This window comes from Oceanimonas doudoroffii, from assembly GCF_002242685.1.
In the GTDB taxonomy this organism is placed as follows: Bacteria; Pseudomonadota; Gammaproteobacteria; order Enterobacterales; family Aeromonadaceae; genus Oceanimonas; species Oceanimonas doudoroffii.
The window spans coordinates 101,079-115,833 of sequence record NZ_NBIM01000001.1; the positions used below are offsets into that span (position 1 = coordinate 101,079).

The 14,755-nt window shown below is 61.8% G+C and carries 12 protein-coding genes and 1 tRNA gene; 7 read left to right on the forward strand and 6 right to left on the reverse strand.

What is annotated here, in order from left to right; translation table 11 throughout:
- Nucleotides 1-2: 2 nt before the first annotated feature.
- Nucleotides 3-806 (reverse strand): glucosamine-6-phosphate deaminase, encoded by an 804-nt coding sequence (gene nagB, locus B6S08_RS00490; RefSeq protein ID WP_094198828.1) that lies wholly within the window; start codon nucleotides 804-806, stop codon nucleotides 3-5.
- A 120-nt stretch (nucleotides 807-926) separates the two neighbouring features.
- On the opposite strand from nagB, the gene nagE reads away from it, so the two are divergent.
- Nucleotides 927-2,453 carry an N-acetylglucosamine-specific PTS transporter subunit IIBC gene (gene nagE, locus B6S08_RS00495; RefSeq protein ID WP_245849840.1) on the forward strand — a complete coding sequence of 509 codons (1,527 nt, stop codon included), beginning with the start codon at nucleotides 927-929 and terminating at the stop codon, nucleotides 2,451-2,453.
- Nucleotides 2,454-2,960: 507 nt separating this feature from the next.
- Here nagE and B6S08_RS00500 read toward each other — a convergent pair.
- A tRNA-Asn gene (locus B6S08_RS00500) sits at nucleotides 2,961-3,036 on the reverse strand.
- A 151-nt stretch (nucleotides 3,037-3,187) separates the two neighbouring features.
- Between B6S08_RS00500 and uvrB the strand changes: the two genes are divergently transcribed.
- The 3 genes from uvrB to B6S08_RS00515 all read left to right on the forward strand — a co-directional run bounded on the left by uvrB (nucleotide 3,188) and on the right by B6S08_RS00515 (nucleotide 7,053).
- On the forward strand, nucleotides 3,188-5,188 hold the full coding sequence (gene uvrB, locus B6S08_RS00505; protein ID WP_094198830.1) for an excinuclease ABC subunit UvrB: 2,001 nt from the start codon (nucleotides 3,188-3,190) through the stop codon (nucleotides 5,186-5,188).
- An 87-nt stretch (nucleotides 5,189-5,275) separates the two neighbouring features.
- Entirely contained in the window at nucleotides 5,276-6,076 is an 801-nt protein-coding gene (locus B6S08_RS00510) for a helix-turn-helix domain-containing protein (RefSeq protein ID WP_094198831.1), read from the forward strand.
- 50 nt (nucleotides 6,077-6,126) lie between these two features.
- Nucleotides 6,127-7,053: a TlpA family protein disulfide reductase gene (locus B6S08_RS00515; RefSeq protein ID WP_094198832.1), complete on the forward strand. Its 927-nt coding sequence runs from the start codon at nucleotides 6,127-6,129 to the stop codon at nucleotides 7,051-7,053.
- A 31-nt stretch (nucleotides 7,054-7,084) separates the two neighbouring features.
- Here B6S08_RS00515 and B6S08_RS00520 read toward each other — a convergent pair whose 3' ends face one another.
- Both B6S08_RS00520 and corA read right to left on the reverse strand, forming a co-directional pair.
- Complete coding sequence (locus B6S08_RS00520) at nucleotides 7,085-7,552, reverse strand: CreA family protein (protein WP_094198833.1); 468 nt, start codon at nucleotides 7,550-7,552, stop codon at nucleotides 7,085-7,087.
- A gap of 80 nt (nucleotides 7,553-7,632) precedes the next feature.
- The gene (gene corA / locus B6S08_RS00525; RefSeq protein WP_094198834.1) at nucleotides 7,633-8,580 is read right to left on the reverse strand and encodes a magnesium/cobalt transporter CorA; all 948 of its coding nucleotides are present in this window, start codon (nucleotides 8,578-8,580) and stop codon (nucleotides 7,633-7,635) included.
- A 209-nt stretch (nucleotides 8,581-8,789) separates the two neighbouring features.
- Between corA and B6S08_RS00530 the strand changes: the two genes are divergently transcribed.
- On the forward strand, nucleotides 8,790-9,260 hold the full coding sequence (locus B6S08_RS00530; protein WP_094198835.1) for a DUF922 domain-containing protein: 471 nt from the start codon (nucleotides 8,790-8,792) through the stop codon (nucleotides 9,258-9,260).
- Between the two features lie 40 nt (nucleotides 9,261-9,300).
- Here B6S08_RS00530 and mnmC read toward each other — a convergent pair whose 3' ends face one another.
- Entirely contained in the window at nucleotides 9,301-11,286 is a 1,986-nt protein-coding gene (mnmC, locus tag B6S08_RS00535; RefSeq protein ID WP_094198836.1) for a bifunctional tRNA (5-methylaminomethyl-2-thiouridine)(34)-methyltransferase MnmC2/FAD-dependent 5-carboxymethylaminomethyl-2-thiouridine(34) oxidoreductase MnmC1, read from the reverse strand.
- A gap of 107 nt (nucleotides 11,287-11,393) precedes the next feature.
- Here mnmC and fabB point away from each other — a divergent pair, with 107 nt between their 5' ends.
- Entirely contained in the window at nucleotides 11,394-12,608 is a 1,215-nt protein-coding gene (fabB, locus tag B6S08_RS00540; RefSeq protein ID WP_094198837.1) for a beta-ketoacyl-ACP synthase I, read from the forward strand.
- Between the two features lie 67 nt (nucleotides 12,609-12,675).
- Here the strand turns inward: fabB and B6S08_RS00545 are convergent, their stop codons facing one another.
- The gene (locus B6S08_RS00545; RefSeq protein WP_094198838.1) at nucleotides 12,676-13,419 is read right to left on the reverse strand and encodes a phosphatase PAP2 family protein; all 744 of its coding nucleotides are present in this window, start codon (nucleotides 13,417-13,419) and stop codon (nucleotides 12,676-12,678) included.
- A gap of 113 nt (nucleotides 13,420-13,532) precedes the next feature.
- Between B6S08_RS00545 and B6S08_RS00550 the strand changes: the two genes are divergently transcribed.
- The gene (locus tag B6S08_RS00550) at nucleotides 13,533-14,642 is read left to right on the forward strand and encodes a 4-phosphoerythronate dehydrogenase (RefSeq protein ID WP_094198839.1); all 1,110 of its coding nucleotides are present in this window, start codon (nucleotides 13,533-13,535) and stop codon (nucleotides 14,640-14,642) included.
- Nucleotides 14,643-14,755: the final 113 nt, after the last annotated feature.

Genomic DNA, 14,755 nt, shown 5'->3' on the forward strand with positions numbered 1-14,755 from the left:
GGTTACTCCGGGCAGGCAGACATGTCGGCTTCGCGTTGTTGAAAATAGCGCAGGGTACGCACCCTGAGCTCCAGGGTGGCATCGTCGTCACACAGGATAAGGCTGTTCGGGTGCAGTTGCAGCGCCGACACCGTCCACAGGTGATTGACCGGGCCTTCCACCGCCGCCTGCAGGGCCCGGGCCTTGTGGGCGCCGGTGACCAGCAGCATGATTTCCTCGGCTTCCATCAGGGTACCCACACCCACGGTCAGGGCCCGGCGCGGCACCTGGGCCGGGTCGTCGTTGAAGAAGCGGGCGTTGGCCCGGCGGGTGGCGTCGGTCAGGGTCATCACCCGCGTGCGTGAGGCCAGCGATGAGGCCGGCTCGTTAAAGGCGATGTGGCCGTCGCTGCCCACACCGCCCAAGAACAGGTTCACACCGCCGTAATGGCGAATGCGGTTTTCAAAACGGCGGCATTCGGCATCCAGATCCTCGGCGGTGCCGTTCAGCAAATGAATGTTGTCGGCGGGGATGTCTATCTGGCTGAACAGGTGCCGGTGCATAAAGGCGTGGTAGCTTTGCGGGTGGGATGGAGACAACCCCACATACTCATCCATGTTAAAGGTGACCACGTGACGAAAGCTGAGCGCGCCGGCCCGGTGCAGCCGCACCAGTTCCCGGTAGGTGCCCAGGGGCGTGCTGCCGGTGGGCAGCCCCAGCACAAAGGGGCGCTGGGCGCTGGGGCCATGGCGCTCGATGCGGGTGGCAATATGATGCGCGGCCCGGCGAGCGACCTGCTCGGCGTCGGCCAGGGGGATCAGACGCATGGGGTCAACCCTAACGGTAAAAAGAGCTTTTTATAATAAAGAAAGTGTCGTTGCCTTGCCACGGGCCCGGGGAACGATCATGGCACGCCGGCCCGGCCATGACCACGGAGAGTCGCTGTGATGCTGTTGGGATATCTGCAAAGGCTGGGCAAGGCGCTGATGCTGCCCATTGCCACCCTGCCGGTGGCGGCGCTGCTGTTGCGCCTCGGACAGCCGGATCTGCTCGCCCTGCCCTTTATGGCCCAGGCGGGGGCCGCCCTGTTTGATCAGTTGCCACTGCTGTTTGCCATCGGCATCGCCGTGGGCCTGTCCCGGGACGATGCCGGTGCCGCGGCCCTGGCCGGCGCCGTGGGGTACCTGGTACTCACCGGTGCCGTGGTGAGCCTTCATGCCGAGATCAGGCTGTCATTTTTTGGCGGCATTATCGCCGGCATCATCGCCGGGCACTGTTATAACCGCTTTGCCGCCGTGCGCCTGCCGGACAGCCTGGCCTTTTTTGGCGGCAAGCGGCTGGTGCCCATCATGACCGGGCTATTGTGTCTGCTGGTCGCGGTGTTGCTGGGGGTTGCCTGGCCGCCGGTGCAGCAGGCCATCGACGGCCTTGGCCAGGCGGTGGCGGGCGCCGGTGGTGCGGGGCAGTTTGTCTATGGCGTGCTCAACCGGGCGCTGATCCCGGTGGGGCTGCACCATGTGCTCAATTCCCTGTTCTGGTTTGGCCTGGGAGATTGCCTCAAGGTGAGTTATGAGGCCGGCGGTGTTCAGCAGCATATTTGCCTGGCACCGGCCCTGGCCGGCACCCTCAGCGTGGGCGGGGCCGTGCCCGGCGTGGACGGCGCCGTGATCAACGGCATCGCCGACGACGTTGTTCGGGGTGATCTGAATCGATTCTTTGCCGGCGACCCCACCGCCGGCGGATTTATGGCCGGTTTCTTTCCGGTGATGATGTTTGGCCTGCCGGCGGCGGCCCTGGCCATGGTGCTGGCAGCGCCCAGGGGGCACAGGGCCCGGGCCGCAGGCCTGCTGCTGTCGATGGCGCTGACCTCCTTGCTCACCGGCATTACCGAGCCGCTCGAATTTACCTTTATGTTTCTGGCGCCGTTGCTCTATGGCCTGCATGCGCTGCTTACCGGGGTGTCGCTGATGGCGGCCAATGCCCTGGGTGCGCTGCACGGTTTTGGCTTTTCCGCCGGCCTGTTTGATCTGGTACTGAACTGGGGGCTGGCCACCCATCCCTGGCGTTTACTGGGACTGGGGCTGGTGATGGCGCTGCTCTATTTCGTGTTGTTCTACTCGGCCATTCGCCTGTTTCACCTTGCCACGCCGGGACGGGAGCTCGCCGGCGATGCCCCTGAGCAGCAGAACGAAACGATTCGGCCCAAGGATGATCAGGACAGTGTGTTGGCGAGAGGATTGATCGCCGCCTTGGGCGGGGCCGGCAACCTGCAACACATTGACGCCTGCATCACTCGACTGCGGCTGACCCTGAAGGATACCGCCCTGGCGGACGACGCCCGGCTGCGGGCCCTGGGAGCAAAAGGCGTGGTGCACCTGGGGGAGCACCACCTGCAGGTGGTGCTGGGCACCCGTGCCGAGGCGGTGGCCGGTGCGATGAAGGCCGGGTTAGTTAAGGAGCAAAACGGGTCTTAATCGTGCTGATAGTGAAATTTTACCGGTGTTGATGGCGAATTGAGACCCAAGTAGGGAAAAAGTCATATAAATCTGGCCTGCCGGTACGATTGAATGCGGCAATGTATGTAAAAAAACGAAACGGGTTGCGGCGCTTTGCCGAATATCGCGGCCGGGGATTTTTTCAGTTTCGTACGGCACTGATTTGATCACGGGTTATGCACAGCCGGCGGGAGCCTCGCGGCGGCTGGGTTTGGGCAGGTTATCCACTATTTCTGTGGATAACCGTGTGGACTTGATGAAGGAAAGCGGTGAGAAGCCAGTCAGGGCGCGGCTTTCAATTAATCCGGCAAAAAAACAATCAAATGATAATGCATTGAAAATCAATGCTTTAAAAAAAGCAACAAAAAAATCCCGCTCAGTTTATCGACACTGGCGAGGGAATGAAACAAAGCCGCTGGCATGTGGGTTTTTGCCGGAGTGGATTGTTGATTTAGTGGATAAGTCAAGTGCCGACAGGCGAAAAAGTGGCTCCCCCTGCTGGACTCGAACCAGCGACATACGGATTAACAGTCCGCCGTTCTACCGACTGAACTAAGGGGGAATCTCGTGAAGAGGCCGCGAATAATACGCGGCCGATCTGTCCGGGTCAAGGCCCCAAAGGGATTTTGTTGCTAACGGCCATTCGCGCCCGTTTTTGCCAATAAAGGTCACTCGGAGGTACACTGGCCGGGCATAGCGAGGAGGCAGGGCCCATGAGCAAGACATTTGAACTGGTGAGCGACTATCAGCCCGGCGGCGATCAGCCCACCGCCATCGCCCAGTTGCTGGACGGCATCGAGTCCGGGCTGGCGCACCAGACCCTGCTGGGGGTTACCGGCTCCGGCAAGACCTTTACCATGGCCAACGTCATTGCCACCCTCAACCGGCCTACCATGGTGCTGGCGCCCAACAAGACCCTGGCGGCCCAGCTGTATGGCGAGATGAAGGAGTTCTTTCCGCACAACGCGGTGGAGTATTTCGTTTCCTATTACGACTACTACCAGCCCGAGGCCTATGTGCCCACCACCGACACCTTTATTGAAAAGGACGCTTCCATCAACGATCACATCGAGCAGATGCGGTTGTCGGCCACCAAGGCGCTGATGGAGCGGCGGGATGTGATTATCGTGGCCTCGGTGTCGGCCATTTACGGCCTGGGCGATCCTCAGTCCTACCTGAGCATGATGCTGCATCTGCGCACCGGCGATGTGCTGGATCAGCGCGACATGCTGCGCCGGCTGGCGGAGCTGCAATACAGCCGCAACGACGCGGCTTTTCAGCGCGGCACCTTTCGCGTACGCGGGGAGGTGGTGGACATCTTTCCCGCCGAATCGGACGATCAGGCGGTGCGAGTGGAGCTGTTCGATGACGAGATCGAGCGCATCAGCCTGTTTGATCCGCTCACCGGCGCCGTGCTGCAGACGGTGGCCCGTTTTACCATCTACCCCAAGACCCACTATGTGACCCCGCGGGAGACCCTGCTGGAAGCCATAGAACACATTAAAAAAGAGCTGGTTGAGCGCAAGGCGCAGCTGCTCTCGGCCAACAAGCTGCTGGAAGAGCAGCGCATCAGTCAGCGTACCCAGTTTGACATCGAGATGATACAGGAGCTGGGTTACTGCTCCGGCATTGAAAACTACTCTCGCTACCTGTCGGGCCGGGGGGAGGGCGAGCCGCCGCCCACCCTGTTTGACTATCTGCCCGGTGACGGCCTGCTGATCATCGACGAGTCCCACGTCACCGTGCCCCAGATTGGCGGCATGTATAAAGGCGACCGTTCTCGCAAGGAGACCCTGGTGGAATACGGCTTTCGCCTGCCCTCGGCGCTGGACAACCGGCCCCTGCGCTTTGAGGAGTTCGAGGCGCTGATGCCCCAGACGGTGTTTGTGTCGGCCACTCCCGGCCCCTATGAGCTCGACAAGTCCGGGAATGATATTGCCGAGCAGGTGGTGCGTCCGACCGGCCTGCTTGACCCTGTGCTTGAGGTGCGCCCGGTGGCGACTCAGGTGGACGATCTGCTCTCCGAAGCGAGGCTTCGAGTGGAGCAGGGCGAGCGAGTACTGGTGACCACCCTGACCAAGCGCATGGCGGAAGATCTCACCGAGTACCTGAACGAGCACGGGGTCAAGGTGCGCTACCTGCATTCCGACATTGATACCGTGGAACGCATGGAGATCATTCGTGATCTGCGCCTGGGCGAGTTTGACGTGCTGGTGGGCATCAACCTGTTGCGGGAAGGCCTGGACATGCCGGAAGTGTCGCTGGTGGCCATTCTCGATGCGGACAAGGAAGGCTTCCTGCGCTCCGAGCGTTCCCTGATCCAGACCATAGGCCGGGCCGCCCGCAACCTGAACGGCAAGGCCATTCTCTATGCCGACCGCATTACCCGCTCCATGGCTGCCGCCATTGATGAAACCGAGCGGCGGCGGGCCAAGCAGCAGGCCTTTAACGAAGAGCACGGCATTGTGCCCAAGGGCCTCAACAAGCGCATCACCGATGTGATGGATCTGGACGGCACCAAGCGGGTGGGGTCAAAACGGGCCAAGGACAAAGCCCCGTTGCCGGAACACCTGCCCAGTGCCAGGGAGCTCAGCCACCAGATCGACGAGCTGGAGCAGCAAATGCTGGCCCACGCCCAGAACCTGGAGTTCGAGCAGGCCGCGGCGCTGCGGGATCGCATTCACCAGCTCAGGGAGCAGATGATTCGCAGCTGAGGGCGATGAAAATGAACCAGGCTCAGGACAAGCTGTTTTTCCGCTCACGGCGCGGCCCCGAACTCCGATCCCGGGGGAGGGCCTGGGGTGCGTGAGCAAGGGCAGCTGGCATTCCGCTATCTGGGATTTCGGCGCTTTTTGCCGGATCCCGAGCTGGCCGGCTGGGTGGACTGCTTCTGGGCCATTGGCGAAGGTGCCGGCCTGCCTTACGGATCCTTTGAGACCACGTATCCGGACGGCGGCTGCAGCCTGACGGTGACCCTTGACGGCCCCCTGCGCGGCGCCCGCATCGAATTCAACCGGCGTACCGAGCGGCATCTGTTTCTGGCCGGGCATCGCTGCATCAGCGCCCGGCTCAGGCCCGGCGCCCTGTTTCAGTTGTTTGGGGTGTCTCCCACCCTGTTGCCGGCGGGGGCGGTGGATGCCTGCCAGCTGTTGCCCAGCCCGGCGCAAGCCCGCTTGCGCCGGCTGCTGGTCGGGCTGGACGGCCTGGCGGTGGTGCCGGCCATTGCCAGGCTGGAAGGCTGGCTCGCGGAGGAGGCGGTGCACACCGGCGACGCCTCGCAGACTCGGCTGGCGTTGGCCATGTTACGGGAGCCGGACATGCGAGTGGGCCAGGTGGCCTGCCGGCTTGGCATCAGCAGCCGCACCCTGGAGCGACGGCTGCAGCAGCAGATAGGCCTGAGTCCGGCGTTTTACCAGCTTTGTGTGCGCATGCAGGCGGCCCGACTGCAACTGGCCCGCCCAAAGGCTTCACTGGCACAGGTCGCGCTGTCTTGCGGTTATTACGATCAGGCCCACTTCACCCATGCCTTTCGCCGCTTTGTCGGCGGTACCCCCGCCGAATACCGTAAACGCAAGTTGTCGCAAAACTACAAGGCACCCTGACGGCGTTCGTTCACACTTCACGGGAACCCATTGCCACCGAGGAGCCTTTTATGATCATCCCCCTTGCGCGCCTGTGTCTGGCGTTTTGCCTGACCCTGTCCTTATCCGCCTGGAGCCAGGAGTCGCATTATCGCACCATTGAACTGACCGATTTTGCCACCGGCACGCCAACCCGGCTGGCGGAGCTGGATCATGCCAAGCCGACCTATATCAAGTTCTGGGCCACCTGGTGTCAGCCCTGCATGCAGCAGATGCCCCACTTTCAGCTGCTGCAAGACACCTTTGGCGACCGCATTAATTTCGTGGCGGTGAACATCAACATCAATGAACGTTCGGGCCGGGTCAGCAGCGTGATCGACAGGTTCGGGCTGACCATGCCGGTATGGATGGATCAACGGGGCCAGCTGGCACTGGAGCTGGGGCTGGAAGGCACTCCCTATTCGGTACTGATCAACCCCGCGGGGAAGATCGTCTACACCACCCATGAGTCCGATGCGATGCTCGACGGCGTGATGGCGCGGCTGGCCGACGGACAGTCGCTGTCTTCGGCCGGCACCGAGACGTTAGGCGAGAAGCAAAAGGCACGGCTGCTGGCGCCCTGGCAGCAGGGAGAACACCTGGTGTTTTTTAGCGCGACCTGGTGCGACTGGTACCTGGAAGAAGCCAGGCCCGGCATGGCGCGACGCTGCAAGGACGTGCAGCAAGGGTTGAACGAGCTGGTGAAACAGTTGCCTGAAGAGCCCTGGCAGGGAGTGGTCAATCACCTGTGGACGGACGACAAGGCGCTGAGCGAGTTTGTGGAAAAATACCAAATGACGATACCGTTTCACATTGATCGTCATGGCGTGTTGTTTAACGAATTCGGCGTGCGCGACCTGCCGGTACTGCTGAAACTCAGAGACGGCAAGGTGATCGCCACCGTCACCGACTTTTCTTCGGTGGCGGCGGTCAGGGCACGTCTGGGCGAAGCGCGCTGAATGCGGGGGCCTTTGGCCCCCGTTGTGGCGTTCAGGGCCGGGAGGCGGCCTGATAGGCCTGGGTGCCCCACAAGGGCACCGTCGACATGGAGTGTTTGTAGCTGCCGCTGGTCTCCTTGGTGCTGTAGGCGATATAGAGCAGACTCTGGCTGGTTTCGTCATAGATGCGGCGAATCTTCAGGCTCTTGAGAAAGATGCTCTTGGACTTCTTGAACACGATATCACCGCTTTTCGAGCGGTCGATGCCGGCTATCATGGCGGCGGTGATCTCGCCGGTCTGCCGGCAGCTGATCGACATGTCCGACGGATCGGCCAGATCCAGGTCTGCCACTATGTTGGACATATGGCAGGTGACGCCGGGCACTTCCGGATCGGTCAGCACCTCAATCTTGATGTCCTTGGTGGTAAACAGCCCCAGGGACACATCGCCCACCTCGTTATTGTCGCAGCCGGCCAGGCCGAGGGCGGCCAGCAGCAGGGTCATGCATGGGTATTTCATGTCATTCCTCGTCGATCAGGTCACTATGGTGATAAGCCATGGCCGGCGCGTTGACCGGTTGCCGGCGCTTCATGATGCGGCTACAGCCAGCCTTTGCGCTTGAAGAAGTAATAGGTGCCGCAGGCGGACAACAACATCAGCACCAGCGACAGCGGGTAACCGTATTTCAGTGCCAGCTCCGGCATAAAGTTGAAGTTCATGCCGTAAATACTGGCGATCAGGGTGGGGGGCAGAAACACCACGGCGGCCACCGAGAAAATCTTGATCACCTTGCTCTGCTCCAGGCTGGTAAAGCCCATGGCTGCCTCCAGCTGAAAGTTGATCTTGTCGAACAGAAACTGGGTATGGGGCAGCAGCGACTCGATGTCGTAGAGCAGCTCGTCTATCCACTTGCGCTGCTCGTCGCTGGCCTGCTTGCGCAGGGTGCGGCGCATAAAGCGCAGCGCTCGGCGCGTATCGTACAGCGCCAGACGCACATGACCGTTACCGTCTTCCTGATGCATCAGATTCGACATGGTCTGGCGCAGATCTTCCACCTGCAGCACTTCCTTGGCGGTTTCCTCCAGGGTCTTGTAGCCGTCTTCAATCAGATCCGAAATGTATTCGATCTTGAGCTGAAAAATTTCCAGCAGCAGGTCCGGGGCATCTTCCACCTCGAGCCGGTCCTGGCGCATATAGTGGCGCAGCAGCCGCATCAGGCCCAGATCGTCCTCCCGAAAACTTATCAGCATGTTGTTGCGCAGGGTAAACAGCACGTTGATGCCGTCGATTTCCTTGCCCAGCCGCTGGGGAAACAGGGAGTGGATGTGCAGGCCGTCCTTGTCCCGGTAGAAACGGGCCGAGGCCTCGATGTCGTCCAGCTCATCCAGCTCGGGCACTTCTTCCACGAACAGCTGCTTCATCCAGCTTTGTTCCTGCTCGTCGGGTTTGAGAATGTCCAGCCACAGGGTGTTGGCGGGTAGCTTGTCGGTCAGGCTCAGGGGCTGAATTTCAAGGGATTTCCCGTTCAGGGTATAGGCTGTGATCATACAGCGCTCCAGACAGTCGGCTTTGTTTGCACTATATAGAGGCGGGCCGGGCTTGTCAGGTATGCCGGCCCGGCCAAATGCCCGATTGCGGGCTTTTCCACCATAGACTCAAATGACTTAAGTTGCCGCCGGGTTTATAATCAGCAAATCAGGTCAGGCGCCGCTATCGGGAGAAAAGAGTTGTGAAAGGAGTGTCTTTTGCGTTGCTCATGTTGCTTGCCACCCCCGCCTTTGGCGCCATGGAGCTGAAGGCCCGGCAAACCGTGGATGTGTATGGCTCCACGGCCCTGGAGCCCAGCCTGGCGGATGTGGATTACCGCATGTCGTGGCAGCTCAGTGGCGAGCAGGGGCAGGCGGGGTGCGCACCTGCCCGCGTGCTGGTGTCGCTGACCGCCACCGTGACCGAGCCGCTGGAATGGCCGCAAACCCCCGAATGGCAGAACTACCGGCTGGCGCTGACCGCCTACGAGCGGCTGGTGCGCGAACGGGCACTGCTGGCCGCGGAATGGCTGGAGCGCTCGCTGTTTGAAATTGCGCCCCAGGCCGACTGCATGCAGTTGCACCGGGTGGCCGACAACGTGGGTTATCATCAGCTTGGCATTGCCCAGGACCTGCTTAAACACTTTCAGCGTGAGCAGGACTTCGGTCGTCAGCTCGGCCTGATTCGTCCGGCGGAATAACTTCCTCCTTCATGATGCTTCCAGCTTTTAGCTTCCAGCTTTAAGTTACCGGTTTTCCTTTCAGCAGTTTGCGCAGCCAGTGCCGGTTGGGATTGAGGGCGTCAAGCACCTCCCGGCCCAGGGGCAGGGGCTCGTCCTGGATCTGGGCGGCGAGCACTTCCGCCAGCAGCGGCGCCGAGCACATGCCCCGGGAGCCCAGCCCGGAGAGCACATACAGGCCCGCGTGATCCGCGGCCAGGGGAAAGGCCTGGCCGGCCCGTTTCGGCATGTCGGTGTAGTCGGCCAGCTGGGCGTCCTTGTCGGGAGCGGCACCGGCCAGGGGCAGGTGATCCCGGCAGGCGGCGCGAATGCCCACCCGGCCTTCTCCCGGAATGGCGTTTGGCTCACCCAGGGCGGGCAGGGTACGTTGCAGCTTGGCCAGGTTGTCGGCTTCGTCTGTTTCACGGTAATCAAGGCCGGCATCGCGTCGGTCGTAGCTGGCGCCCACGCAATGCTGCCCTTGCCAGGCGGGAGTGAGGTAGCCTTCGTAGCACACCACAGTATTCAGTGCCGCCAGCACCGGTTGGGCTGGCAGATGGTTGACCTGGCCACGCACCGGATAGAGCGCCAGACCTTGGGTTTGCGCCAGGGTGGTCAGGGCGTGGCCATTGGCCAGCACCACATTATCCGCACCGAATGTCTGCCCGTGCTCCGTCTGTACTTGCCATCCATCATGGATACGTTCAAGACCGGTAACCCTGGTATTAAAATGGCATGCAATATCACCGGCTTCCGCCAGCAGGGCGGCGGTCAGCTCATGGGGGCAGACCCAGCCGCCAAGCGGATAGGCGACCCCCCTCCGGTTGGCCTCGATGCCGGTGGTTTCATTCACTTCCTCGGCAGACAAGGGCCGTACCAGCTCGGGCGGAAAGGCACCGGCGATCAGTTTGTCTATCTTGGCGGCGCTCTTGTCATCGTGGGCCAGCTGTACCACGCCACACCAGTCGTGGCCAAAGGGCTGGCGTCGAGCCAGGCGCTCAAGGGTGCGCCGGCCATACAAAAACGCCGGCAGATAAAACTGGCTCAGGGTGTCGTGATCACCGTTCAGCAGTGGATAGATGGCGCCCTGATGGTTGCCCGAGGCCCCCTGTGCCGAAGCACTTTCCCGTTCCAGCAGGGTGACGTGGTGGCCGCGGCGGGTCAGTTGCCGGGCCAGGGCCGCCCCCGCCACGCCGGCGCCCACGATCAGGGTGCGCTGACCCAGGCCCGGACGGCGCCAGTACCAGGGTGAAGGGCGGGGGGGCCGAGTGTCGCTGCGACGAAAACCGGCCAGCATTTCCCGTTTGCGGCCAAAGCCTTTGACCCGTTTGACCTCAAAGCCCGCGTCAATCAGCCCGCGGCGCACAAAACCCGCGGCGGTAAAGGTGGCCAGGGTGGCGCCGTTACGGGCCAGCCGGGCCAGCTGGGCAAACAGCTCGGGTGTCCACATTTCCGGGTTTTTACCCGGGGCAAAGCCGTCCAGATACCAGGCGTCGACCCGGCCGGCGAGCCCGGCGTCCATTTGCGGCAGCAGCTCGGCCACGTCCCCCAGCCACAAATCCAGGCATACATCTTCCGCGAGCCACAATCTGTGACAGCCATCAACCAGTACCGGATATTCAGCTAACAAATGTTCGCTTAAAATGGTAAGCTCTGGCCATTGGCGCAGGGCTTGCTGCAGATCGTCACGGGAGAGGGGATATTTCTCCACGCTGATAAAGTGCAGCCGGCGTGTATTGCCCTGGGGGTGCTGGCGTTTATAGTCGGCAAAGGCTCGCCAGGTCGCCAAAAAATTCAGGCCGGTCCCGAAGCCGGTTTCGGCCACCACGAAGAGGTCGCGATCGTGCTCGGCAAACCGTTGTGGCAACCCGTTATGACCCAGAAACACGTAGCGGGTTTCGGCCAGACCGTTGTCATTGGAAAAATAGACATCGTCAAAGGCGGTGGCGACCGGGGTTCCCTGGTCATTCCAGTCGAGACGGGCTGTGGTAATAAAACGGTGAGACACTGAGCGCTCCGGGGCCGCAAAAAACGGTCATTTTATGTGAAAGCTGACCAGTTTGACCATGCTTTGTGGTTAGAATTGGCACCAAATCGAAACAGTAGGAACGATAGATGAGAAGAGCAGTCATTACCGGTATCGGTGTGGTCTCCAGCATTGGCAACAACAAGGAAGAAGTGCTTGAGTCCCTCAAGGCCGGCCGCTCCGGCATTTCCTTTTCCCAGCAGTTTGCCGATCATAAGCTGCGCAGCCAGGTATGGGGCGACATCAAGCTGAACCCGTCCGAACACATCGATCGTAAAGTGATGCGCTTTATGGGTGACGCGGCGGCGTTCGCCTATCTGTCCATGGAGCAGGCCATTGCCGACGCCGGTCTGGACGAATCCCAGGTGTCGAACGAACGCACCGGCCTGGTGACCGGCTCCGGCGGCGCCTCTTCCAAGAACCAGATTGAAGCCTGTGACATTCTGCGTGAAAAGGGTGTGCGTCGTGTGGGCCCCTACATGGTGCCGCGCACCATGTCGTCCACCACTTCCGCCTGTCTGGCCACGCCGTTCAAGATCAAGGGCATCAACTACACCATCAGCTCCGCCTGTGCCACTTCCGCGCACTGCATTGGCCATGCCCTGGAGCAGATCCAGCTGGGCAAGCAGGACATCGTGTTCGCCGGTGGCGGAGAAGAAGTGGACTGGACCCTGGCGCTGCAGTTTGACGCCATGGGCGCCTTGTCCAGCAAGTACAACGACACCCCCGAGCAGGCATCCCGTACCTATGACGCCGGCCGTGACGGCTTCGTTATCTCCGGTGGCGGCGGTATCGTCGTGGTGGAAGAGCTGGAGCACGCCCTGGCCCGCGGCGCCAAAATCTATGCCGAAATCACCGGCTATGGCGCCACTTCCGACGGCTACGACATGGTGGCTCCGTCCGGCGAAGGCGCGGTGCGCTGCATGCAGCAGGCCATGGCCACCGCTCCGGCACCGGTGCAGTATGTTAACACTCATGGCACCTCCACCCCGGTGGGTGATGTCAAGGAGCTGGAAGCCATTCACACCCTGTTTGGCGATAAGGCCCCCTATATCTCCGCCACCAAGGCCATGACCGGTCACGCCCTGGGCGCCGCCGGTGTGCACGAGGCGGTGTACTCCCTGCTGATGCTGGAGCACGGTTTTATTGCCCCGAGCATCAACATCACCGAGCTGGACGAAAAAGCCAAGGGTCTGCCCATCGTCACCGAGTGTCAGGACGCCGAGCTGGACACCGTGATGTCCAACAGCTTTGGCTTTGGCGGCACCAACGCCAGCCTGGTGTTCAGCAAGTACAAGGGCTGATACTCCAACGGTATTAAAAAAAGCGCCTCAGGGCGCTTTTTTTATAGGCGGTGCGGTTGCTATTTTCTTACGTCTCACCCAGCCGCTGATCCAGTCGGGAAAAGGCCCAGGCGCCGGCGCCGCCGAACAACACCCCCAGCACACTGCTGGCCAGAATGTCTGCCGGCCAGTGCAGGCCCAGCAACAAGCGTGAATAGCATACCGCCACCGCCCAGCCGGCCAGGGCCACCAGGTGCCAGGCCGGCTGCCGGCGATAGCCCAGCACCAGGCAGAAAAAGCCGGCGATGGTCATGGCCGCAATGGAGTGGCCGGAAGGAAAGGAATAGTTCACCTCTTCCTGCCAGTGGTGCTTGAGCCAGCCGGGGATCTGGGTGTCACTTACGCCCAGCAGGCTTTGTTGCAGTTGCTGTTCCCGCGCCGCCTCGGGAATGGCATAAAAGCTGGCACTGTCGGCCAGCCTGCCTTGCTGCACCAGCCAGAGCACATAGGGCCTGGGCTCCTTGAAATAAAGCTTGGCCACCGTCTTGGTGACAAAGGCGCCGCCCAGGGCCGCAAACAGGCAGAAAAAGAACGCCAGCAGCAGGGCCGGACGACGGCGGCCGCGGTGCAGGGCAAGCATGCTCAGGGCCAGCAGGGTAATGCCAATGCCGAGCTTGCCCACGGTCAGGGTCAGGCCATAGGCCAGCAGCGCCGGCGGCTCGTCCAGATCCAGCAGCGGAAACCAGTGCCATTGCCACTGCCAGGCGAGGCTCGCCAGGGCCACGGGCAGGATGAGCAGAGAACATACCAATAACAACAGGCGCAGGGTCATGATGGATCTCGAGCGGGAAAGGGCCGGCAGTCTAGCAGAAAGCCGGTAACGGTGGCAGTGAAGCCGGATTCAAGTCGGAGTACAATAGCGGCCGTTATAACAAGGAGATAGCGATGAAAGTGCTGGCCGATGAAAACATGCCCTTTGTGCACGAGCTGTTTGGCGACTGGGCCGAGGTGGTGACCGCGCCCGGGCGCACGCTGCGTCCGGAGCAACTGCGAGGGGTGGATGCGCTGCTGGTGCGTTCCATCACTCAAGTAAACGAGGCATTGCTGAGTGAGGCAGACCGGCTTGGTTTTGTGGGCACCGCCACCATCGGTTGCGATCATGTCGACACCGGCCTGCTGGCCCGGCGCGGTATCGCCTTTGCCAGCGCCCCGGGCTGCAACAAGGTCGCCGTGGGCGACTACGTGCTGGCGGCCCTGCTGCGGGTGGCGGCCCACAAGCAGTGGCAGTTGGCCGGTAAAACCCTGGCGGTGATCGGTGCCGGCAACACCGGCAGCGAAGTGGCCCGGCGGGCCGAAGGCCTGGGCATGCGCGTGCTGCGCTGCGACCCGCCATTGGCCGAGGCCGGTGCGTCGGGCCTGGTCGACATTGACCAGGCACTGACCGCCGATGTCATCAGTTTTCATGTGCCCATTACCCATGAAGGCCCTTATGCCACCCACCACCTGCTCAACCGTCCGCGCATCGAGCGCCTGCATGCGCAGCAGGTGCTGATCAACGCCTGTCGGGGCGATGTCTGGGACAATCACGCCCTGCTCGCCCGCCAGCAGGGTGGGTCGCCGCTGACCCTGGTGATGGACGTCTGGGAGCACGAGCCATTGCTGCTGGCCGAGCTGGTACCTCATGTGCTGATCGCCACCGCGCACATCGCCGGCTACAGCCTGGAAGGCAAGGCCCGGGGCACCTTTGCCCTCTACCGGGCCCTGTGCGACCATGGCGAGCGACCCGTTGCCCGTCATCTGGACGAGCTGCTGCCGGCTCCCGAAGTGAGCGCGGTCAGCCTGAATGACCGACCCGATCAGGCCATGGTGGCACGGCTGGTACGGCTGGTGTACGACATCGAACAGGATGATGCGAACTTTCGCCGTGGGCTGGCGTCGGGCGAGGCAAGCTTTTTTGACCGGCTGCGCAAGGACTATGCCGATCGCCGGGAGCTGGGGTCGCTGCAGTGGTGCGGCGTGACCGAGGGGGCCGAGGTCCTGGGGTTTAAAGCCTGAGCGTCTTCGGCCGATAACCATTGGCCCGCTACGAGTACAGATAAGTTCCTATTGGGACTGTTTTTTTCTACACTTGTGCCATGGTCAGCCGGGCGGCCGGTGAGCCGGCCCCG